This is a genomic window from uncultured Merdimonas sp. (assembly GCF_963929015.1).
In the GTDB taxonomy this organism is placed as follows: Bacteria; Bacillota; Clostridia; order Lachnospirales; family Lachnospiraceae; genus Merdimonas.
Genome location: NZ_CAWVHE010000003.1, coordinates 1 through 21,945, shown reverse-complemented (window position 1 = coordinate 21,945; position 21,945 = coordinate 1). Strand labels below are relative to the sequence as shown.

Below are 21,945 nucleotides of genomic sequence, written 5' to 3'. Positions count from 1 at the left end.
GTCGATACGAATTAAGATTAAGAAAGAGAGCGCGCTCTATGAAAAAAACATCTGCGAAATCTCCCGTGATCACCAGGCTGATCATGGCCATGCCGGTATTGTCCGGCATCATGTGGGGGTCCGGCGGCATCTTTGTCCGCCGGTTCGACGCCCTTGGCATGGATAACTTTACCATGCTCTTTACCCGGATCATTGTAGCCGTCATCCTGCTGGGCGCCGGACTGTTTTTTTACGACCGGACCCTTCTGAAAATCCGCCCAAAAGACCTCTGGATATTCTTAGGAGGCGGGATCCTGGGCATGTTCGGCATCAACCTGACCTACAACGAAGCTATAAAACACGGGACGCTGGCTCTGGCCTCCGTGCTCCTTAGCATGTCTCCCCTTTTTGTGGTCACTTTTTCCGTGTTCTTTTTTCACGAGAAAATGACGCTGCAAAAAGGCGTCTGCATGGCAGCCGCACTTCTTGGCTGCGTGCTGGTCAGCCGGGTTCTGGAAAGTGGATCCGGGGCAGACCTTTCTCCCATCGCCGTGATCTGCGGTATCGGATCCGCCTTTTTTTACGCGCTTTACAGCATTTTCAGCAAAGCGGCTATGAAACGGGGATATCATGCTCTTACGATTACGTTCTACTGCCTTCTGGCCTCACTGGTCGCTCTGATCCCCGGCACCAACTGGGGGCTGATCCCTGTAACCATAGAAAAAGGCGGAAGTCTGATGCCGCTCTTTATGCTGGCCCATTCTCTGGTGACTTCCGCTCTTCCTTATGTGTTTTATACTTCTTCCTTAAGTTTTATTGACGCGGGGACCGCGTCCATTCTGGCCGCCAGTGAACCGGCTGCCGCCATGCTCTTTGGTTTCCTTGTCTTTTCCGAGGCGCCTACCGTCCTGTCAGTGTCAGGCCTGATCCTCACCACTGCGGCAATTATTGTTCTTGGCCGTTCCCAGAGCAAAGCGTCTTGAAAGGCTTTCCCTGGACACGCTTTTTACCAGGTCAAGAAGGGTGGATGACAAGGTAACCGTGATCAGTGAGTAAGCGATCTTGTGAGCCGGCAGATAAGTAAGCGACAGCAGAAGCACGGTCACATCTGTAAACAGATAAGCCGCCGCGATCCGGCACTTAAGCGCCTTGGATATGGCCATTGCCAGCGCGTCGTCTCCTCCCGAAGAAGCTCCTTTTCTTACTACCAGTCCCACGCCCACACCGATAAACAAGGCTCCTGCGATTGCTGCCAGAAAAGGGCTTCCCGACAGATCCGGAAAAAGATAGGGAAGTCTTTCCCATACAAAGAACCATCCGGCCAGGCAGACCGACGCAAACGCCGAAGTTTTCAAAAAGTCTTTTCCCAGCATCCGAAACGCCAGCAGATAACAACACAGATCCAGGACCGGAGACGCGATTGCCGCCGGGATGTGGAACCAGTGCCCAAGGAGCAGGATCATCCCCAGCACGCCTCCTTCCGTGATCCCTGTTCTCTGATGTACATTGTGAAGTCCAAAAGACGCGATCGCCGTACCGATCACAATACAGGCAATGGTCCCTGGAGTAAACACCCGCTTCAGATCTTTTACAACTGCGGATGAGATCCGCCGAAACATACTATCATTCCTCCTGTTCTTTCTTCTGCCAGGGCCTGAAAACGCTCTGGCTTCTGTAAACAGGATAAACCCTGGTATGATACCAGGGTCAATCTTTTTTTGCTTTTCTTTTCTTCTGTCCTCTGAAAAGAGCGACAGATTTCCTTTGAAATCCATGAAAAATACGGTATAATTCTTTTCAGAATTATCCAACAAAAATAATCAAGGAGTCATGCATATGAATCAGGAAACACAGACAGAAAAAATCCAGGCTCTTAAGTCCAATATCGCCAAAGTCCTGGTGGGAAGAGAAGAAGTGACCGATCTGGTCCTTACCGCCCTCATCGCAGGGGGACATGTCCTTCTGGAAGACGTTCCCGGCACCGGAAAGACGGTCATGGCCAAATCCCTTGCCCGCTCTATTGACGCGGTATTTGGCCGGATCCAGTTTACGCCGGATCTGCTGCCTTCGGATGTGACCGGCCTTAATTATTATGACCAGAAGGAAGGAGCCTTTACCTTCCGCAAAGGGCCGGTATTTTCCAATATCCTTCTGGCAGATGAGATTAACCGGGCCACGCCCAGAACCCAGTCGGCGCTTCTGGAATGTATGGAGGAGCGCCAGGTAACTGTGGACGGGACGACTTATCCGCTGGAATCTCCTTTTTTTGTAATCGCCACCCAGAATCCCATTGAAACTGCCGGTACCTTTCCTCTGCCTGAGGCACAGATGGACCGCTTTCTGATGCAGCTTTCCATGGGACTCCCCACTGTTCAGGAAGAATGTGTCATCATGGAACGGTTCCTCACCGCAAGCCCTCTTGCCGAACTGGAACCAGTCTGCACAGCCGACGACCTTATCCGGCTTGGACAGGATTGCCTGGGTGTGCAGGTGCACCCCATTCTGATCGATTACATTGCCCGGATCGTAGAGGCCACCCGCACTTCCGCAGAATGTCTAAGCGGAGTGAGTCCCCGGGGGACACTGGCCCTCCTGCGGGCCGTCCGCGCATACGCCATGATCTGCGGCCGCAGTTATGTAGTACCGGAAGATATCAAAACGCTGGCGGTTCCCGTCCTCGCTCACCGCATCGTATTTCCTGCCGGCCATGCCTTTGACCGGGCGGCTGAGAGATTGATCGAAGACCTCCTGAACAAAACAGAAGTACCGACAGAAGAATGGGGAAAATAACATGGTTCTTTTACTTACCCTGTCTGCAGCAGGCATCCTGTATCTGCTGCAGATGCTATATCATAAAAAATACTGGGACAGGGGACTGGAAGTACAGATCCGGTTCGACAGACGCGCAGTAAATGAGGGAGAAGATTCCTCTCTCCATGAAGTCATCATCAACCGCAAAGCATTTCCCCTTCTCACATTGCAGGTGAAATTTTCAGTCAGCCGGAAACTGCTCTTCAAAGAAGCCGAAAATACTGCCACTACAGACAACAATTACCGAAACGATATTTTTTCCGTACTGTCCTATGAAAAAATATCCCGGACACTGCCTTTCCGGGCAGAAAAACGGGGTTATTACCAGATCTGGGATCTGGACCTGATCTCTTATGACCTCTTCCATTCCCGGAAATCTCTGGTCTCCAGAGGTACGGACACTGCCCTTTATGTCTATCCACGACCCATTCCGTTTGTCCAGATCCGGGCGCCCTTTCAGAAAATGATGGGAACCCTTTTGACCCGCAAATCTTCTTATGAAGATCCCTTTGAATTTCGGGGTCTGAGGCCCTACCAACCTCAGGATCCCATGAAAGATATTAACTGGAAGGCAACGGCCAGAGCCGGAGAATTTATGGTCAATGTCCACGATTATACGGCCAGCCGTCAGGTTACCATTTTTTTGAATCTGGCAGATGACTCCTCCTGGCACTATGAACGTCTGTTTGAAGATGCGATCCGTCTTGCCGATACCTTCGCCGAACAGTTTCTTTCCCAGGGGATCCCGGTCCGACTGATCTCCAACGGCACAGACGTCCTGACCAAAGAGGAGTTCGTCCTTTCCGCCGGAGCAGGTCTTCACCATATCCGGTCCGTGAAAGAAGGACTGGCGCGCCTTAGCGATCGCTGTCAGGATCTGAAAGACCTGACTCCCGCCATCACAGGAGAGCTGGCCGGCGGACACAGTACCGACCTCTATCTTCTGATCTCGTATTCCCAGAAGCAGGGGCTTCTTCAGGCCTTCGACCTTCTCTGCCGCAAGGCCTCCGGTTCCCGCTGGATCGCGCCTCTCTTTAAAGACATGGATTTTCTGCCGGAACGGTGCCCTGCCGCCGATCCGCTTCGATGGGAGGTGTCCCGCATTGCGTAAGCTATATCAGGCATATTGCCGCCACTCCCTCTGGGAACTGCATTTTGCAGTGCTGGTTGTGGCAGGATGCCTCTACTTTGCAACCATAATCACCCACGATGCCGCTTTCGCCAGGTACGGCTACCGGCTGTTCGTCCTGGATATTTTCTCCTGGCTGATCCACAGGAACCAGCAGGGAATCTACCGGTACCTGACCATGAACAGAGACGTGTCCTTTGTTCCGAAGCAGCGGATCCGCCTGCTCAACACTCTGCTGCTCGCTGCTTTTTTGCTGGCAACGGGAGGTTTTATGTATCTGCTCCTGCATCTGCCCTGGCAAAATGTGTGGCATACCATAAAAGAATACCTTGGCGCAGCGCTTCGTTTAATCCTTAGCCATATTTTCCCGGGAAACAGCGGATTTTCCCCGCAAGACGTTCTGGAAGAAGAGGTTTCTCTTCCGCAGGCCGGCGCCTTTGCTGCGGCAGCGCCATCCGGCGGCCCCTCATTTCTTGGACAATTTCTGGAACATCTGGCGGTCCTTATCACGGTCGTTTTTCTGCTGTGGCTGATCTTTTTTCTTTTCCGTTCGTTGTTGCGAAAGCTTACTTCCGTACGGCGAAAAGAAGGCATGGATGTACGGGAGTTTGTTTCTCCCAAAATGGCGAAAGAACGGACTGAAAAGAAGCAGGCTTCCGGCCATATTCCCTTTTTTGACAGTAGTCCGGAATGCCGCATCCGTAAGCTGTATATCCGTTCTGTCCGGCGGCACATGTCCTCCCGGCAGACTCCGGCCCGCTCCATGACCCCGTCCCAGATCGAAGATCTGGCAGGCCTTACTGGTTTTCCCGGCCAGAAAGAACTTCATGAAGCCTACGAAAAAGCCCGGTACAGCAATGAAACCTGTACGGGAGCAGATGTAGACAAGGCCCGCAGGGGAGCGGCCGCTTTAAAATAACTGGCACAACAAATCTGACGAAAAGGAGATTCATTTATGCGTACGATTTCTCAACTGATCCAGTTCCTGGAGGAAAGTCCCACCTGTTTTCACGCAATCGAGAACACAAAAGCCGAACTGGACCGCAACGGCTTTATCCGGCTTTCCGAAAACGAGTCCTGGAATCTGACTTCCGCAGGACGCTACTATGTCACCCGCAACGATTCCTCTCTGATTGCTTTTACCATTCCCGCCGGTTCCTGGAAAACTATGCACATCCTGGCCAGCCACAGCGACTCGCCCTGCTTTAAGCTCAAGGAAAACCCGGAACTTGAAACAGAAGGGCATTACATCCGCCTGAATGTGGAACGGTACGGCGGCATGCTCCTGGCCCCCTGGCTGGATCGCCCTCTGTCTGCAGCCGGCCGGGTCGTCATCAAAGACCCGCATACCGGAGACTATGTCAGCAGGCTGGTCAACGTCCGGCGGGATCTGGCTCTGATCCCCAATCTGGCCATTCACATGAATCCGGATGCCAACAAGGGATACACCTACAATCCACAAAAAGACATGCTTCCTCTTTACGGAAATATTACGGCAAAGGACAGCTTTATGAAAATCGTGTCGGAAGCGGCCGGCGTGGAAGTGGACGCAGTCTTAAGCCATGACCTTTTCCTCTACAACCGGGAAAAAGCCAGCGTCTGGGGCGCAGAAAATGAATTTATTTCCTGCGGCCGGCTGGATGACCTGCTGTGCGCCTTTGCATCCCTTTCCGGCTTTCTTGCCGGAAAAAAGGAGCAGTACCTCAATCTGCACTGTGTATTTGACAATGAAGAAGTAGGGAGCAGCACCAGACAGGGCGCTGCCTCCACATTTCTCTATGATACCCTGACCCGGATCTTTCTTGGGCTTGGCAGGTCCACGGAAGATTATCTCATGTGTCTGGCTGACAGTATGATGCTCTCTGCAGACAATGCACACGCCGTTCATCCCAACCATCCGGACAAAGCCGATCCCACCAACAGGCCCTACCTGAACGGCGGTATCGTGATCAAATACAACGCCAACCAGAAATACTGCACCGATGGCATCTCCGCCGCCATGTTCCGGGATCTTTGTAAAAAAGCAGACGTGCCTGTGCAGACCTTCGCCAACCGCTCAGACATGGCCGGGGGCTCCACACTTGGAAACATCTCCAATACCCGGGTCGCACTGCACACCGCAGACATCGGCCTCCCCCAGCTGGCCATGCACTCCCCTTACGAAACCGCAGGCGTAAAAGACGTCGAATATCTGATCCGGGTGGCAGAACAATTCTTTGCATAAGGTACACCCTAAATGCCAAAAAGGGACAGGGTAAAATGCAATTTGGGACGTAGACCTTTGCAAAAGGTCTACGTCCCCATCTGTTACTTTATCAGCATAGCGTCTCCAAAACTGAAGAACCGGTACCGCTCTTTTACTGCTTCTTCATAGGCTGCCAGCACATGTTCCCGGCCTGCCAGTGCGGACACCAGCATGATCAGCGTGGACTCTGGCAGATGAAAATTGGTGATCAGGCAATCCAGTACTTTAAAGTGATAGCCTGGATAGATGAAGATTTCTGTCCATCCGCTTTTTGCCTCCAGGCGGCCGTTCTCGTCCGCAGCAGACTCGATGGTACGGCAGCTGGTGGTTCCCACGCAAATAACCCGGTGCCCGTTTTCTTTTGCACGGTTGATTTTTTCTGCCGCCTGGGCATCGATCTGATAAAACTCCGAGTGCATGTGGTGATCCGTAATCTCATCTACCTTGACCGGGCGAAAGGTTCCAAGGCCTACATGTAGCGTCACCCTGGCAACGTCCACCCCTTTTTTCTGAATTTCTTCCAGAAGCTCCGGCGTGAAATGCAGGCCCGCCGTTGGAGCGGCGGCCGACCCGGAATGTTCTGCATAAACGGTATTGTAACGGTCTTTATCTTCCAGCTGGTGCGTGATATAAGGCGGCAGAGGCATCTGCCCCAGCTGATCCAGGATCTCTTCAAAAATCCCTTCAAAAGTAAACTGTATCAGCCGGTTTCCTTCTTCTACCACATCAATGACTTCTCCCACCAGAAGACCTTCCCCGAAACGGATCTTGGTACCGATTTTTGCCTTTTTCCCTGGTTTCACCAATGTTTCCCAGACATTATTTTCTCTCCGCTTTAATAATAAAATCTCTATCTTTGCATCAGTCCCGATCTTGGAACCGATCAGTCTGGCCGGAATCACCTTCGTGTCATTGATCACCAGACAGTCTCCTGCCTCCAGATAGTCCGTAATCTCCCGAAACACATGATGGGAAACAGCCCCCGACTCCTTGTCTAACACAAGAAGCCTGGAGCTGGACCGGTCTTTCAGCGGATCCTGGGCGATCAGTTCTTCCGGCAGATCATAATAAAAATCCTGTCGTTTCATGATGATTCAGAATCCCTTCTACTGTTTTATATTTCTTATTGATTCTCTGTATTCTGTGTTTCCTTTTCACCTGTTTCCAGACTCTGTTCCGGGATATCCCGGAACTGCCCTGATCTTCTTTGCGTAAATCACCCGGGTATCGCACAGGATATCATGCAGCCCTCTCTTTTCCCTGTCCAGACCGGCAATGATATAACCAAGTCCCAAAAAGAAACTGCACAGGAACCTTCCGATAGTCTCCCGGTAAATCACATCCCACAGCTTCAGCGGCTCGTCCGGACATGCACTGACAACACGAAGATTCATCAGCCGCTTTCCCGGCGTCGTCCCGGTCAGATAAGTACACAGGATAAAATACAGCACCTGGCACCCGTAAAGTAAAAGATCTTTCAAAGTATAATGAAACAAAATATTTTCCAGCATCCAGGTCCCGGATAAAAGGGACGAAAAAACCGCCAGAGACAACCGGACGAAGAGCAGGCCCGCAAATACAATAACGCTGTCGATCGCATAAGCCGCAAGCCGCACCCAGAATCCGGCGTAATCTGCCGCCCCGGCGCAGGAGAACGGTCTGTGTATCCCTGCCTCCCCGTCATTGGGCTCGTATCCGGCGTATGGACTACGGTAATTGCTCTGCATAATACATGGGCACCCCGCTTTCCATCTCATCTGCCGCCTCGATCAGGATCTGTGCTTCTGATTTTGGCACAACCTCTTCTATCCCTGCGAACAGAGAAGTCCACACACTGTCCCGGGTCTCCAGTTCATAAAATACATCCGTGCCCAGGGCCTCGCTCATGGCGTCTTTCATATCATCATAAAGACTGACCTGATCGATCAGGCCAAGCTCCAGCGCCTGTCCGGCAGTATAAGTCCGTCCATCGGCCAGTGCCTTTACCTCATCTTCTGACATTCCTCTGCCATCAGCCACAATCTCTACAAACTTCTGGTAATATTCATCCACCTGTGTCTGATAAATAGCGATCTGCTCATCGGTCATCTGACTGCTGTCCTTATTATTTCCGCTGGTAATACTTACATAACGGATTCCCAGCTTTTCATACAGCCCGGTCAGATCATAGCCTGACATGATCACACCAATGGAGCCGGTCACTGTATTGGAATTTGCATAAATCTCATCGGCAGCCATAGAGATCATATATCCGCCGGAAGCCGCATAGTGAGACATATAATCCCAGATGGGACGTCCGGTTTCTTCCTTGTACTCCATAAGTTTCCGATACAGTTCCTCCGACTCATAAACCGTACCGCCAGGAGAGTCTACATACAGGAGGATCCCCTGGTTCTTTGGATCCTCCATCAGTTCATCAATATACTCCAGCGTAGTCGTATGCAGATACCCGGAAGACGCATACAAAGAACCTCCGTCCGTCTGCTCCTGTATCGTCCCTTCCACACGCACCACGCCGATATAATCCTGATTTGGAGCGTCGAAGGTATAGTCCCCTGCAAGCAGAGTCTCCACACTGCTCTCAAGCAGTTTTTCAGACAACGTATTCGTCAGCACGCTGGTCACTCCTGTCACGATAAACAGCGCCACCGCAACCACAAGACCAATGATCTGTTTCTTTTTCATATGCAGTATTCTCCCCGCTATTTCCGAAGTTCAATATCCATGGCTTCCAGGCCCTTCAGGATCCGGTCCATGGCTTCAGATACTTCTGCGTCCTCCAGTGTCTTATCCTGCGCGCGGAATACGATCGAATATGCCAGAGATTTATATCCTTCTTTAATCTGTGCTCCTTCATAAATATCAAAGAGCGCGTAACTTTCCAGATATTTTCCTCCCTCTTTTTCAATCACTTCTTCTACCTGACCGGCCAGGATCTCTTTTGGCATCACCATACTGATATCCCGGTTCACTGCCGGATATCTGGCAATGCCGGCATATTTCCGGTCAAAGGTAGCGAACTCTGTCACTGCCGGCATATCCAGCACGGCAAGGTATGCCCGTTCGCCAATGCCATAAGTGTCGGCCACATCCGGATGTACCTCGCCCAGATATCCGATCACAGTACCTTTGTACACAATATCCGCCTGGCGTCCCGGATGAAGGTACGGCTTCTTGCTGTTCGGGTCATACACTTCTTTCTCAGAAAGTCCCGCTTTTTCCAGGAACTCCTCAACCACGCCCTTCATGCTGTAAAAGTCGCCATCGCCGTACATACCAAGCGTAAACTGCATCCTTTCCTGCGGCAGCTCCTTCAGAGGCAGTTCATCCGGCAGGTATACATTTGCCAGCTCATACAGCCTGACATTTTTATTTCTCCGGTTATAATTCGTAGCAAGAGAAGTCAGCATTCCATTGAGCGGTGTGGTCCGCATCACGCTGTAATCCTCTCCCAGCGGATTCATGATCTCAATCGCCCGGCGCAGGCTGGAATCCTGTGGAAGATTCAGCTTATCAAATACCTTGGGGCTTTCAAAGGAATAGGTCATGCCCTGGCTGAAGCCGCAGAACTCTGCGATCTCCCTTGCGATCTCCTCCACCCGCAGCTTAAAAGGCAGTTTGCCCATAGTGGACTCTCCCCTGGGAAGCGTAGTGGGGATATTGTCATATCCAAAGAACCTTGCCACTTCCTCTGCCAGATCTGCGGTACGCAGAAGATCCTGACGGAAGGTTGGCACGATCACTTCCTGTTTCTCCGCGTCATATCCCAGGTCAATCTTCTCAAAGTACCCCAACATCTCCTCCGGGGAAATGTCTGTTCCCAACAGAACATTGATCTCGTCCGGACGGAAGGGCAGTCGGATCTCTTCCCGCTTCTGGGGATAAACGTCTACCATACCGCCTACCACTTCTCCGGCGCCCATCTCCTCTACCAGCTGGCAGGCGCGGTCAATAGCTGCCTGTGCATTATTGGGATCCAGGCCCTTCTCAAATTTACCGGAAGCATCGGTCCGAAGCCCTACCTTTTTGCTGGACTTCCGGATGTTGGTGCCATCAAAACATGCCGCCTCAAACAGCATGGTGTGTACATCGTCTGTGATCATGGAATTTTCTCCTCCCATGATTCCTGCGATGCCGATGGACTTCCTGCCGTCGCAGATCATCAGAACCGTTTCATCCATCTGGCGTTCCTGGCCGTCCAGTGTAGTAAACTTCTCTCCCTTTGCTGCAGTGCGGACTACGATCTCGCGATCCTCGATGGTATCCAGATCGTAGGCGTGCATGGGCTGTCCATATTCTTCCATCACATAATTAGTGATATCCACCAGATTGTTGATGGGACGGATCCCCACAGAGGCCAGTCTTCTCTGCATCCATTCCGGAGAAGGTCCGATCTTGATATTTTTTACCACTCTTGCACAGTATCTCGGACAGAGATCTGTATTTTTCACAGAGACCTTAATATAATCCGCCGCATTTTCACTGTTTCCGGTCGGGGTTACCACAGGCGGGCAGAACTTCTTTCCAAAAGTCGCCGCAGCTTCTCTGGCGATCCCCACCACACTGAAACAATCTACGCGGTTCGACGTAACCTCATATTCAAAGACCACATCATGGAGTCCCAGCACTTCTATCGCATCAGCTCCCACTTCTGTATCTTCCGGGAAAATGTAGATGCCTTCCTCCGGGGCGTCCGGATACATATCCCGGTTAGAGCCCAGTTCCTCGATGGAGCACATCATACCGCAGCTCTCCACGCCTCTTAACTTTCCTTTCTTGATCTTGATGCCTCCGGCCACACGGCTTCCCGGCTCATGTCCCCCGGCCACGCGTCCGCCGTCCAGTACCACCGGAACCTTGTCGCCCTCATGCACATTGGGCGCGCCGGTCACGATCTGGATGGTCTCAGTTCCTATATTTACCTGACAGATGATCAGTTTATCTGCGTCTGGATGCTTCTCGATCTTCTCAATCTGTCCAACCACGATCTTGTCCAGGTCTGCATCCAGTTTCTCATATCCTTCTACCTTTGTCCCGGAGAGCGTCATCGCATCCGTATATTCCTGTGCCGTCACGTCAAGGTCCGGAACATAGGCCTTAATCCATGATAATGATGTATTCATAATGATTTGTCTCCTTTCCTAGAACTGCCGCAAGAATCTGATATCGTTTTCATACAGCAGCCGCATGTCGTCGATCTCGTACTTCAAAAGAGCAATACGCTCCAGGCCTACGCCAAAAGCGAAACCAGAATAAACAGTCGGATCGATGCCGCACATTTCCAGCACATGCGGATGTACCATACCGCAGCCCAGGATCTCGATCCAGCCGGATCCCTTACAGAACCGGCATCCCTTGCCTCCACATTTGAAGCAGGACACATCTACCTCTGCGCTTGGCTCGGTAAACGGGAAATGATGAGGACGGAACTTCGTCTTTGTCTCCGGTCCGAACAGCTCTTTTGCAAACACCTCCAGCGTTCCCTTAAGATCTGCAAAAGATACATTTTTATCGATTACCAGTCCCTCGATCTGATGGAAAGAAGGAGAATGGGTGGCATCCACCTCATCCGAACGGAACACACGGCCCGGGGAGATCACGCGGATCGGCGGTTTTGTGTTTTCCATGACACGGGCCTGCACAGAAGAAGTCTGGGTCCGCAGCACAATGTCCTTATTGATGTAGAAGGTATCCTGCTCATCCTTGGCCGGATGCCCGTCCGGAATGTTCAGTTTCTCAAAGTTGTAAAGATCATATTCGACTTCCGGACCTTCTACCACCTCGTAACCCATGCCCACAAAGATACGCTCTACTTCCTCAAGCGCGATGGTATTGGGATGGCTGTGTCCCACCAGGTTTTTCCTGGAAGGCAGCGTCACGTCGATGACTTCCTGTTTCAGGCGTTCTTCCCGGATTGCCTTTTCCATATTTTTACGGGTCTCCTCCAGCACCGACTCAATCGCGGCACGGGTCTCATTGACCAGCTGACCCACCTTGGGTCTCTCCTCCGGAGCCACATTCTTCATTCCTTTTAATACGGCGGTCAGTTCTCCCTTTTTCCCCAGGAACTTTACCCGCACATCATTTAATTTTTCCGGCACATCTGCCGCTTCAATGGCTCTTAGAGCCTCTTCTTTGATGTTCTTCAGCTTTTCCTGCATCGTTTTCCTTCCTTTCAAAATTCATTAAAGAAATAAAAAAATCGTCCCTTAAAAAAGGGACGAGATCTACCCGTGTTACCACCCTGCTTCCCGCTCTCTATTGCCGAACGGGCGCTCATTCTCTGCGTAACGTGCATGGACGGCATCTCCTACTCTTTCGTTCAAAGATGCAGCTAACGTGGGAAATTCGATCGCCATCTGAACCCGGAAAGACTTCCAGCCGCTGATCTCTCCTCTCTGCGGGAAAATGGGTCTCTACTGACACGGTCATCGCTTTTTCTTATACCTCATTTATTGTAAACACATGTGCTGCAGATGTCAAGAAAAATCTCCCGGGAAAATCCTCATGTTCAGCTCTCCCCCCAGCAGGATACAGTACATGCAGAAATACATCCACAGCATGATCAGCACGATCGTAGTCAGACTTCCGTACATACTGGAAAATCCGGTGAACACATCCACATACACAGAAAACACCCAAGAAATTGCCATCCAGCCGATGGCTGCAAATACAGCTCCCGGAAGCTGACGAAAAAGAGTGTCTCTGCGGTTTGGTAGAAACTTATAGATCAGCAGAGAAAAGGCAACCATAACCACCGGCGTCAGGATTGCCCGGATCTCGATCATCCGGTCTGCAAATTCCCGAAAGATCGGAAGATGTTCTGAAACAAAGATATTCAGAGAATTTCCAAATACCGACAACACCAATAGGAACAGGATCACTAGCAAAAACATCATGGTATACAAGGTAGAGCGGAGACGAAGAATGACATAATTACGGGTCTCTGTGCATTTATAGACACAGTTCAGTCCGTTTGTCACAGCCAGTACGCCCTTCCCAGCCGACCACAGCGCCACGATAATGGTAATGGGAATGATGCCCATAGACTGGTTGTATACCTGATTTACCACCGTCGCCATCGTAGACCCTACAGAAGAGGGAAACACCTGCATAACCGCCGTCATCACATCGGCTTTGGTTACCGGCGTGTAGCGCACCAGAGTCAGGAGAAGAAGAATGATCGGGATCATACACAGCATAAAGAAATATGCAGACTGCGCCGCATACGCCCCCACATGATTGCTCCCGATCTCTTCTGTGACCGCTGTAATTTTCTGATAGATTTCTCTGATTTTTTTCATTCTTCTCACCTGTTATCCTGACGGGAACCATCCCTGCGTACGGTCTGCCGCCGGGATCGTTCTTCCGGAATATCCGCCTTATCTGTGCGAATACTTTGCTAATACTTCCCTACATTTTACTCGATTTTTCCTGGTTTGTCTATTGAAAAACCACGGGCAATCCGTTAGTATATATCTTAAACACAAAAATCTTACTAAGGAAGGAAACAAAGATGGAGCTTTTAAAAGAACGGATTTTGAAAGATGGCGTAGTTAAGCCAGGCAATGTACTGAAGGTAGACAGCTTTTTAAATCATCAGATGGACATTGATCTGATCAACGAGATCGGCAGAGAATTCCGCCGCCGGTTCCCAAGCGACAAGATCACCAAGATCCTGACCATCGAATCTTCCGGCATCGGGATCGCCTGCCTGGCGGCCCAGTACTTTCATGTACCGGTAGTATTTGCAAAAAAAGCCCAGAGTATTAACATTGACGGTGAGATTTATCATACAAAAGTAGAGTCTTTTACTCACAAAAAAGTCTATGACGTGATCGTATCCAAAAAATTTATAAGCCCGGAAGATCATGTGCTGATCATTGATGATTTTCTTGCCAACGGCTGCGCCCTGATGGGACTGATCAGTCTGATCCGGGATGCAGGCGCTTCCATCGAAGGCGCAGGCATCGTGATCGAAAAAGGATTTCAGCAGGGCGGAACGCTAATCCGGGACGCAGGCATCCATCTGGAATCTCTGGCCGTCATCGATTCCATGACCGACGACAGTCTGACGTTCCGCTAAGTTCCGCTCCCGGCAAGTTCAGTTGCTGACGATTTCCGTCCCCTGGTAGAAAAGCTGCAGGATCTCCTGGCAGCTTTTTCCTTTTTTTGCCATCTCATTTGCTCCGTTCTGACTCATGCCAATGCCGTGTCCATATCCGCCGCCACGGACAACAAAGGTATCTCCGTTTTTTTCGACCGTAAAAAAAGCGCTGGGCAGAAGACTCCCTGACGCAGCGCTGGTCCCGTCCTGCCTGGTGATCTCGTACCCGCTTCCTCCAAACGCCCTGCGGATCTTATTTTCCGTTTCCACGACAGCGCTTCCTTTCTCCCCGGTAAAAGTAACCGCAAGGGCCACATCGCCCGGACCTCTTCTGGTCACCTCCACATCCGTCAGCATCCCCAGATCCTGCCTAAGATTCAGCCCCGCCAGATCCGAGAGCACCCGGATTGGAATCTTCGCCTCCCACCGGTACCAGGGGAGATCTTTTTCATAATCTTCTTTTCCATCCCCCACATGCACAGACTGCAGATACTGATTCTGCCCGTTTGGGGCAGTTCCCCAGGCTTCCAGACTGGTCGTGTGGCCGCAGGAAGTGGAGTAATAATAAGCCGTTACAATCTCTCCCCGGTAACACAGCGTCTGCCCGGCCGTTTCTTCCACCGCTCTGGTCGAAGACTCCTGGGCCGCTGAATTTCCATAGACCTGATAATCCGTACTGTCATTGACATGGGCCTGGTACTCCGGATACCCGTAAGACTCCATCTGACGGTACGCATAACTTCTGGCGCAGACCGCCTGTGCTTTCAAAGCTTCCAGCTCATAGGAAGCCGGCATCTCACTTGGAACCACCCGGCAAAGATACGTCTCCACCGGCAGTTCATTGATCACAACGATGCCCTCCGCCGTAGCCAGGAGTTCCAGCGTCCCCCCGTAAGAAGGCTGTCCGCAGCCCCTCTCGATGCTTCCAAGCGTAAGATCTCCGCCATCTTTTGCCTGCAGGCGGATCACACCGTCTTTCAATCTCCTGTCATCCGGGCGGATTGTCCACATCTTCCCTGCCGGCCATTCTTCCGTTTTCCCGGCACAGGTAATCTGCAGACCGGATGCAGAGGAGACGCTTACCTCCGGATGTGCTTCATTCTGATAACCTGTGCTTAAAAGCAGTACGCGGATATCGGGGTTTGAGACTCCTGCTTCCTTTGTTCTTTCATTTTGTTCTTCCGGTTCCCGCCGCGCTCTTTTTCTTTCCGGACCGTCCTCCTCCTTTTCCTGCTGCCCGGTCCGGTTGTCCGCCCCGGAAAGCGACGACTGCAGGCCTGCAGTAAAAAGGAGGCAGATCCCAAGCGCCAGAATATAACAGAGCGCCCTATATGTTTTTCGCCTTTTTCTGCAACTGTACATGAGCCGCCCTCCCTGTCCTCTCTCGTTTTAACGTATGACAGATCGCCGGGCGATATGAATCTCTCTGACGTTTCACGACACAAAAAAGACAGCCGCATCAAGCGGCTGCCTCATCATTTGTATAGTCCCCGGAATGCCGTTTCCCGTATTTTGACTCCTAGCCACAGCTAGGTGGGTGTCCGCATCTGCTTTTCTGCCTTCCACTAGCACAATCGGAGGCCTGACATATTACAGAGATATAGGAGTCCCGTTTAAAGTATTGTAGGTTCAAAATTACGAGAGGTATCGAACATCCCAGGTTTCCACTAAAGATATTATAACCCATTTACCTGCTTTTTACAACTGTCTTGCATAAGATTCCGCGTTGTCGCCTTTCTCTTACTCCGCGATCTCTCCAAGCTTACAGCGGATAACTTTTTGAAGATCCGAAAGACGCACCTCGACCTGATATCCGATCTTCCCGGCGCTGAACATGATCCTGTCGAAATTTTCTGCGCTTTGATCAATGACTGTCACGAACTGTTTCTTCATCCCGATCGGAGAACATCCCCCATGCACATATCCCGTAAGCGGAAGAAGTTCTTTGGATTTGATCATCTCGATACTCTTCTCGCCCACACACTGTGCCGCCTTCTTCAGATTCAGCTCTTTGCTCACCGGAACCACAAACACATAATGTTCCTTTGTCTTTCCCACCGTTACCAGCGTCTTAAACGCCCGGTCGGGATCTTCCCCCAGGGCGGCCGCCACTTCAAGGCCGCTGACCGCTCCGGTCTCCACATAATTATGACTCACATAATCAATCTTTTTCTGTTCCAGGATCCGCATTACATTCGTCTTTTCTTCCTTCTTGCCCATACTTCTCTATTCTCCTCCCTGTATTGCTTCCTTATCCATTCATAAACGCTCTGTCATATGGTAAATTATACTCCGGATCTTTCTTCTCTGCCACACAAATCCTGTTTTCTTTTTTAGCGGAAGGAATCTGCCAGAGTCATCCCCATGATCCTGCTCCTTTACCTGGAATGTTTCCGATACACCAGATAGGCCACGATCGCAGTCACTGCTTCCGCGATCCAGAATGCGTTCCATACGCCGGCCGCCCCAAAGCTCCTGCTTAGGAAAAATGCGGCAGGTATGATAATGAGGACGTACCGGAAAAGAGAGATCACAAGAGACGGCACGCCTTTCCCCAGGCCTTCCAGCGCTCCGGAAGATGTGACCGACACTGCGGAAACTACAAATCCTGCGCTGATAATGCGAAGGGCAGATTCTCCGGCACGGATGGTCTCCTGATTATGTGTAAACAGCCCCATCAGCCGCCCGGGAACAGCCAGACAGATCACCGTCCCAAAAAGCATGATGACTCCACTCATCCCAAGGACGATGCGGTAGATCTTCCGGACTCTGCCCTTTTCTCCGGCGCCGTAATTGAACCCCACAAGGGGCCGCATTCCCTGGACAAATCCATTGGCAGGCAGATAGAGGAAGGTCTGCAGCTTATAGTAGATGCCAAGCACCAGCACATAGACCTGGGAATAAGCGGCAAGGATCGCATTGAGCGCCGAGATCAGAAGCGACGGCAGCGCCAGGTTTAAGGTGGCCGGGATCCCGATGGCATACAGCCGCAGGATCATCCATTTCTCCGGCGCCACATAGTTTCTGCTGATCTTCACCCGGATGGGCCGGAACACATACACCCCAATGTAGATCGCCAGCGATACCACCTGACCGATTCCCGTGGCCAGCGCCGCCCCTTCGATGCCCATGGCCGGAAATGGTCCGATCCCAAAGATCATCACCGGATCCAGAATGATATTGGCTACGCATCCGCAGGTAAGGCCCACCATGGTAACCTTCATAGCCCCCACTGCCTGAAACACTTTTTCAAACACCAGTCCCAGCATAATCGCCGTTGTAAACAGAAAGACGATCGTTGAATACCGGATCCCCAGATCGATCACTGTCCGGGAGGACGTAAACATCCGAAGGAACCCCGGCATGATCACAATCCCCACAACCGTCAGCACCACCGCGTGTACCATGGACAACACTGTTCCCAGTGTTGCGGCCATATTTGCCTTTTTCTCATCTCCTGCCCCCAGATGCAGAGCGATCACCGCATTCATGCCTACGCCAAACCCAATGGCAATGGCATTGATAAAGTTCTGAACCGGATAAACCAATGACAACGCCGTCATGGCATCCTCGCTGATCCGGGCCACAAAAAAGCTGTCCACAATGTTGTAAAGAGAATTAACCATCATGGACAGTACCATAGGCAAGGACATGGACAGGATCAGAGGCAGCACCGGTTTTTCTTTCATAAAGTTTTCGTTCATATTTCCTCCGTATTCTACCAGGTTCTTCCGGGACTTTGACTCGTCATTGCCACAAAAAAGCCACACAGTTACCAGTTTCTGATAGCTGTGTGGCGAAAAGACGATAAAATCCGGAAAAATCCACGACATATTTTCCGAGAAATATCTTACTTCCTCTTTTTGAAATTGTCAAGTAAGGATCTCGCCTTTTAAACAGTTGAAATATTTGAAATGCCTTAAAGACCCAAAAATGTTTTTACGGTGTCTTTCATATTTTCCGGCTCACACTCAGTGGTATGCAGGATATCTGCCTCCCGGATCTCCCGGATCGCTTTCGGCGCCTCAACGCCGGACACAGACGGCATCTCCTCCAGAAGATCCATCTCATCCCTGTCTTCCAGGGACGGATTGATTGCTGAAAGCACGCTTTTTGCAAATTTATAAGGACTTGCCGTAGATGCGATGACACAGGGGCGCCGGTCGCCGGTGCGCGTCTCATACTCCCTGCAGACATAAGAAGCGACAGCCGTATGTGTATCGATCACATAGCCGGTTCTTTCATAGACCTTACGGATTTCTTCTGCTGTCTGCGCTTCACTTGCGTATCCGGCGTCAAAATCCGCCAGTTTCTCCTTCATCTCTTCTGTGATCCCATATCTGCCGGAAACCCCAAGACTCTTCATCCGTTCCGCCGTCTTCTGCGCGTCCTCCCCCGTGATCTGATAAATCAGCCGCTCCAGATTGCTGGAAACCAGGATGTCCATGGACGGGGATGCAGTCAGAACAAACGCCCGGTTCCTGTCATACACACCGGTTTCAAAGAAATCATACAGCACCTTGTTTTCATTGGATGCACAGATCAGCTTTCCAAAAGGCAACCCCATCTGCTTCGCATAATAGGCCGCCAGGATATTTCCGAAATTTCCCGTCGGGACTACAAGATTAACCGTCTCTCCCGGCCGGATCTCGCCATACTCCACAAGCCTTGCATAAGCATGAACATAATAAACGATCTGCGGCACCAGCCTGCCGATATTGATTGAATTGGCAGAGGAGAACTGATATCCATGCTCTGCCAGCTCTTTCCCCAGCTGCCGGTCCTCAAACATTGCCTTGACCCCGCTCTGAGCCTGGTCAAAATTCCCCCGGATAGCCGCCACATCTACATTGTTTCCCTTCTGCGTCACCATCTGGAGCTTCTGAACCTTGCTAACACCGTCCCGGGGATAAAAAACAATGATCCGGGTTCCTTCCACATCCGCGAATCCCGCCATGGCAGCCTTTCCTGTATCACCGGAAGTTGCCGCCAGGATCACAATCTTTTTGTCTATGTGATTCTTCTTCGCCGCCGCAGTCATCAGATGGGGCAGGATGGAAAGAGCCATATCCTTAAATGCAATGGTGGCTCCGTGAAACAGCTCCAGATAATACCGGCCGTCTGCCTTTACAAGAGGCGCGATCCATTCGGTGTCAAACTTTTCATCATAAGCCTTTCGGATGCAGTCCCAAAGCTCCTCTTCCGTATAATCCGTCAAAAACTTCTGCATCACTGCATAAGCGATCTGATGATAGTCCATGGACTTCAGTTCCACAGGCGATAATTCAAGCGCCGGGATCCTTTCCGGCACAAACAGGCCGCCGTCCGGGGCGAGCCCGGTCAGAATCGCCCGGGAAGCGCTCACCCGAAGATCTGAGTTTCTCGTACTTTTATAATACAGCTCCATCTTCTTTCCCTCTTAATCCGCTTTCTTAAAAATAATAAACAACACTGCGCTGACTCCCATCAATACCGGATAGTACAGATAGGGCAGGATCTCAAAAGGCGTCAGCCCGGTCAGGCTGGCCGCAGACAACAGCTGTGCGCCATAAGGGATCAGCCCCTGTCCTACGGAGGTAAAGATATCCAGAAGAGAAGCGGACCGCCTGCCTGTCACATGAAATTCCCCACTGATCTCCTTTGCGATCGGCCCTGCCATCACGATCGCCACCGTGTTATTGGCCGTACACAGATCCACCAGAAGGGCAAGTCCGGCAATCCCGGCTTCCGCGCCTCTCCGGCCGCGGATACGTCTGCGGATCAGATCCAGGATAAACTGGATCCCGCCATATTCTCTTACCAGAGACACAATACACGCCACAACGATAGAGATGACCGTAATATCATACATCCCTGTTACACCGTCGCCCACAGCGATAAACATTTCCCCTGCGGCCAGACTGCCCGTGCCCACGCCAATGACCAGGGAAAGCACTGTTCCTGTGACCAGGACCACAAACACGTTAATCCCGATCAGCGCCCCTACCAGCACCACCAGATAGGGGATCACCTGCAGCACATGATAGGGCAGCTCCTCGGTCATCTGAAAACTTCCGTTTCTGGTTACTGCCCAGAAAATGACGATAGTAAGGATCGCTGCCGGCAGCACGATCTTAAAATTTTCCCGGAACTTGTCCTTCATCTCGCACCCCTGGGTCTTCACCGCCGCAATGGTGGTGTCCGAGATCATGGACAGATTGTCGCCAAACATAGCGCCGCAGACTACCGCTCCGATGCAGATCGCCATGGCAAATCCGGTCTTCTCGCTGATCCCTGCCGCAATCGGCGCAAGAGCCGCAATGGTTCCCATCGAAGTTCCCATGGAAACCGATATAAAGCAGCCGATCACAAAGAGCCCCACCACCGCGATGTGGGCAGGCAGGACAGACAATCCCAGATTCACGGTGCTGTCCACGCCGCCGGCAGCAGTTACTGCCCCGGAGAAGGCCCCGGCGCTTAAAAAGATCAGGCTCATGGTGATGATATTTTCATCGCCTACGCCTTTGGATATGATCGCGATCTTTTCCTGGAATCCCAGTTCCCGGTGCTGCAAAAATGCCGCCAGCAAAGCGATCAGAAATGCGACGATGGCCGGCATGGCGTAGAAGTCTCCGGTTACGATCCCTGATCCCAGAAAAATCACCAGAAATATACCGATCGGCAGCAGCGCCGCCGCATTTCCTTTTTGCTCCCTCATACCATTACCCTCTTTTATCTCTTATTTTATCTTACTTTTTCTTACTGTTCGTATAATTTACCAGACCGCCTGCAGCGATCAGCTTCTGCATAAATTCCGGGAAGGCCTGTCCCTGATACTCGGTTCCTTTGGTACGGTCATAGATCCTGCCGCTGTCAAAATCTACTTCCACCTCATCGCCGGCCTCGATCCCTTTTGCCGCCTCCGGACATTCAATGATAGGAAGGCCGATGTTGATCGCATTGCGATAGAAGATTCTTGCAAAGGTCTCTGCGATGATACAGCTTACCCCTGCCGTTTTGAGGCACAGAGGCGCATGCTCTCTGGAAGAGCCGCAGCCGAAATTTTTATTTGCCACGATGATATCTCCGGGCTGCACCTTCTTTACGAAATCCGGATCAATATCCACCATGGCATGACTTGCCAGTTCTTTTGCATCAAAAGAATTTAAGTATCTTGCCGGAATGATCACATCTGTATCTACATTGTCTCCATATTTAAATACATGTCCTGCCGCTCTCATGATCTGTCACCTACTTTCTCCGGATTTGCAAATATAACCTGCGATCGCGCTCTGCAGCCGCCACTTCCGGTGACGCAAGATAGATCAGGGAATCCACATGGCCCATACGGCCGACAAAGTTACGGTTGGTGGTAGACACGCATTTCTCTCCTGCGGCCCATGACTCCCATATGGCCTCCCATACAGGGCCCGCAGCTTGGCGTAGTCACCGCACAACCTGCGTCCACAAAAATGTCTACCAGACCTTCGTCCACACACTGCTTATAAATCTTCTGGGTTGCGGGAACAACCATAACGCGTACATCCCTGTGCACTGTATGGCCTTTCAGGATGGCCGCTGCCTTACGCATGTCTTCCATTCTTCCGGTTGGTACAGGAACCGATCACCACCTGGTCGATCTTGATGGGTTCCATTGCCTCCACCTCGTCGATGGTCTAACACGCGATCTAGTGT

Annotated in this window: 19 protein-coding genes, 1 other RNA gene, 1 pseudogene and 1 other annotated feature; of the genes and pseudogenes, 6 read left to right on the top strand and 15 right to left on the bottom strand. The window is 51.3% G+C overall.

What is annotated here, in order from left to right; genetic code table 11:
* Positions 1 to 38: 38 nt before the first annotated feature.
* The gene (locus ABGT54_RS00840) at positions 39 to 962 is read left to right on the top strand and encodes a DMT family transporter (RefSeq protein ID WP_346662420.1); all 924 of its coding nucleotides are present in this window, start codon (positions 39 to 41) and stop codon (positions 960 to 962) included.
* Here the strand turns inward: ABGT54_RS00840 and ABGT54_RS00835 are convergent.
* The gene (locus ABGT54_RS00835; RefSeq protein ID WP_346662419.1) at positions 897 to 1,598 is read right to left on the bottom strand and encodes a YitT family protein; all 702 of its coding nucleotides are present in this window, start codon (positions 1,596 to 1,598) and stop codon (positions 897 to 899) included. The genes ABGT54_RS00840 and ABGT54_RS00835 overlap by 66 nt on opposite strands.
* A gap of 217 nt (positions 1,599 to 1,815) precedes the next feature.
* On the opposite strand from ABGT54_RS00835, the gene ABGT54_RS00830 reads away from it, so the two are divergent.
* The 4 genes from ABGT54_RS00830 to ABGT54_RS00815 are packed head-to-tail and all read left to right on the top strand — an operon-like array spanning position 1,816 to position 6,143.
* A complete protein-coding gene (locus ABGT54_RS00830) occupies positions 1,816 to 2,769 on the top strand; it encodes a MoxR family ATPase (RefSeq protein ID WP_346662418.1) in 954 nt (317 codons plus the stop codon).
* 1 nt (position 2,770) lies between these two features.
* On the top strand, positions 2,771 to 3,901 hold the full coding sequence (locus tag ABGT54_RS00825; RefSeq protein ID WP_346662417.1) for a DUF58 domain-containing protein: 1,131 nt from the start codon (positions 2,771 to 2,773) through the stop codon (positions 3,899 to 3,901).
* Positions 3,894 to 4,838 (top strand): hypothetical protein, encoded by a 945-nt coding sequence (locus ABGT54_RS00820; RefSeq protein WP_346662416.1) that lies wholly within the window; start codon positions 3,894 to 3,896, stop codon positions 4,836 to 4,838. Before ABGT54_RS00825 ends, ABGT54_RS00820 begins: the two co-directional genes overlap by 8 nt.
* Positions 4,839 to 4,874: 36 nt before the next feature.
* Positions 4,875 to 6,143 (top strand): M18 family aminopeptidase, encoded by a 1,269-nt coding sequence (locus ABGT54_RS00815; RefSeq protein ID WP_346662415.1) that lies wholly within the window; start codon positions 4,875 to 4,877, stop codon positions 6,141 to 6,143.
* A gap of 83 nt (positions 6,144 to 6,226) precedes the next feature.
* On the opposite strand, the gene queA is transcribed toward ABGT54_RS00815, so the two are convergent.
* From queA to ABGT54_RS00785, 6 genes are all read right to left on the bottom strand, one after another.
* Positions 6,227 to 7,252, bottom strand: coding sequence for a tRNA preQ1(34) S-adenosylmethionine ribosyltransferase-isomerase QueA (gene queA / locus ABGT54_RS00810; RefSeq protein ID WP_346662414.1), 1,026 nt, complete (start codon positions 7,250 to 7,252; stop codon positions 6,227 to 6,229).
* Between the two features lie 66 nt (positions 7,253 to 7,318).
* Positions 7,319 to 7,891: an RDD family protein gene (locus tag ABGT54_RS00805; protein WP_346662413.1), complete on the bottom strand. Its 573-nt coding sequence runs from the start codon at positions 7,889 to 7,891 to the stop codon at positions 7,319 to 7,321.
* Positions 7,872 to 8,849 carry a signal peptide peptidase SppA gene (gene sppA / locus ABGT54_RS00800; RefSeq protein ID WP_346662412.1) on the bottom strand — a complete coding sequence of 326 codons (978 nt, stop codon included), beginning with the start codon at positions 8,847 to 8,849 and terminating at the stop codon, positions 7,872 to 7,874. The genes ABGT54_RS00805 and sppA overlap by 20 nt, the downstream gene beginning before the upstream one ends.
* 17 nt (positions 8,850 to 8,866) lie before the next feature.
* Positions 8,867 to 11,287, bottom strand: coding sequence for a phenylalanine--tRNA ligase subunit beta (gene pheT, locus ABGT54_RS00795; protein ID WP_346662411.1), 2,421 nt, complete (start codon positions 11,285 to 11,287; stop codon positions 8,867 to 8,869).
* A gap of 18 nt (positions 11,288 to 11,305) precedes the next feature.
* Entirely contained in the window at positions 11,306 to 12,325 is a 1,020-nt protein-coding gene (gene pheS, locus ABGT54_RS00790; RefSeq protein ID WP_346662410.1) for a phenylalanine--tRNA ligase subunit alpha, read from the bottom strand.
* A 52-nt stretch (positions 12,326 to 12,377) separates the two neighbouring features.
* Positions 12,378 to 12,605, bottom strand: a binding site (T-box leader).
* Between the two features lie 38 nt (positions 12,606 to 12,643).
* On the bottom strand, positions 12,644 to 13,468 hold the full coding sequence (locus ABGT54_RS00785) for a YihY/virulence factor BrkB family protein (protein WP_346662409.1): 825 nt from the start codon (positions 13,466 to 13,468) through the stop codon (positions 12,644 to 12,646).
* Positions 13,469 to 13,680: 212 nt separating this feature from the next.
* Between ABGT54_RS00785 and ABGT54_RS00780 the strand changes: the two genes are divergently transcribed.
* Entirely contained in the window at positions 13,681 to 14,250 is a 570-nt protein-coding gene (locus tag ABGT54_RS00780) for a xanthine phosphoribosyltransferase (RefSeq protein WP_346662408.1), read from the top strand.
* An 18-nt stretch (positions 14,251 to 14,268) separates the two neighbouring features.
* On the opposite strand, the gene ABGT54_RS00775 is transcribed toward ABGT54_RS00780, so the two are convergent.
* From ABGT54_RS00775 to ABGT54_RS00740, 8 genes and pseudogenes are all read right to left on the bottom strand, one after another.
* Positions 14,269 to 15,633: a SpoIID/LytB domain-containing protein gene (locus ABGT54_RS00775; RefSeq protein ID WP_346662407.1), complete on the bottom strand. Its 1,365-nt coding sequence runs from the start codon at positions 15,631 to 15,633 to the stop codon at positions 14,269 to 14,271.
* Positions 15,634 to 15,754: 121 nt separating this feature from the next.
* Positions 15,755 to 15,937, bottom strand: a non-coding RNA gene (ssrS, locus tag ABGT54_RS00770) — 6S RNA.
* 74 nt (positions 15,938 to 16,011) lie between these two features.
* Positions 16,012 to 16,491, bottom strand: coding sequence for a Cys-tRNA(Pro) deacylase (gene ybaK / locus ABGT54_RS00765; RefSeq protein WP_346662406.1), 480 nt, complete (start codon positions 16,489 to 16,491; stop codon positions 16,012 to 16,014).
* A 158-nt stretch (positions 16,492 to 16,649) separates the two neighbouring features.
* The gene (locus tag ABGT54_RS00760; RefSeq protein ID WP_346662905.1) at positions 16,650 to 17,975 is read right to left on the bottom strand and encodes an MATE family efflux transporter; all 1,326 of its coding nucleotides are present in this window, start codon (positions 17,973 to 17,975) and stop codon (positions 16,650 to 16,652) included.
* A gap of 215 nt (positions 17,976 to 18,190) precedes the next feature.
* On the bottom strand, positions 18,191 to 19,678 hold the full coding sequence (thrC, locus tag ABGT54_RS00755) for a threonine synthase (protein WP_346662405.1): 1,488 nt from the start codon (positions 19,676 to 19,678) through the stop codon (positions 18,191 to 18,193).
* A gap of 12 nt (positions 19,679 to 19,690) precedes the next feature.
* Complete coding sequence (locus ABGT54_RS00750; RefSeq protein WP_346662404.1) at positions 19,691 to 20,968, bottom strand: Na+/H+ antiporter NhaC family protein; 1,278 nt, start codon at positions 20,966 to 20,968, stop codon at positions 19,691 to 19,693.
* A 31-nt stretch (positions 20,969 to 20,999) separates the two neighbouring features.
* A complete protein-coding gene (locus ABGT54_RS00745) occupies positions 21,000 to 21,491 on the bottom strand; it encodes a 3-isopropylmalate dehydratase small subunit (RefSeq protein ID WP_346662403.1) in 492 nt (163 codons plus the stop codon).
* Positions 21,488 to 21,926, bottom strand: a pseudogene (locus tag ABGT54_RS00740) (aconitase family protein); the annotation flags it as partial. The pseudogene ABGT54_RS00740 and the gene ABGT54_RS00745, both read right to left, overlap by 4 nt.
* Positions 21,927 to 21,945: the final 19 nt, after the last annotated feature.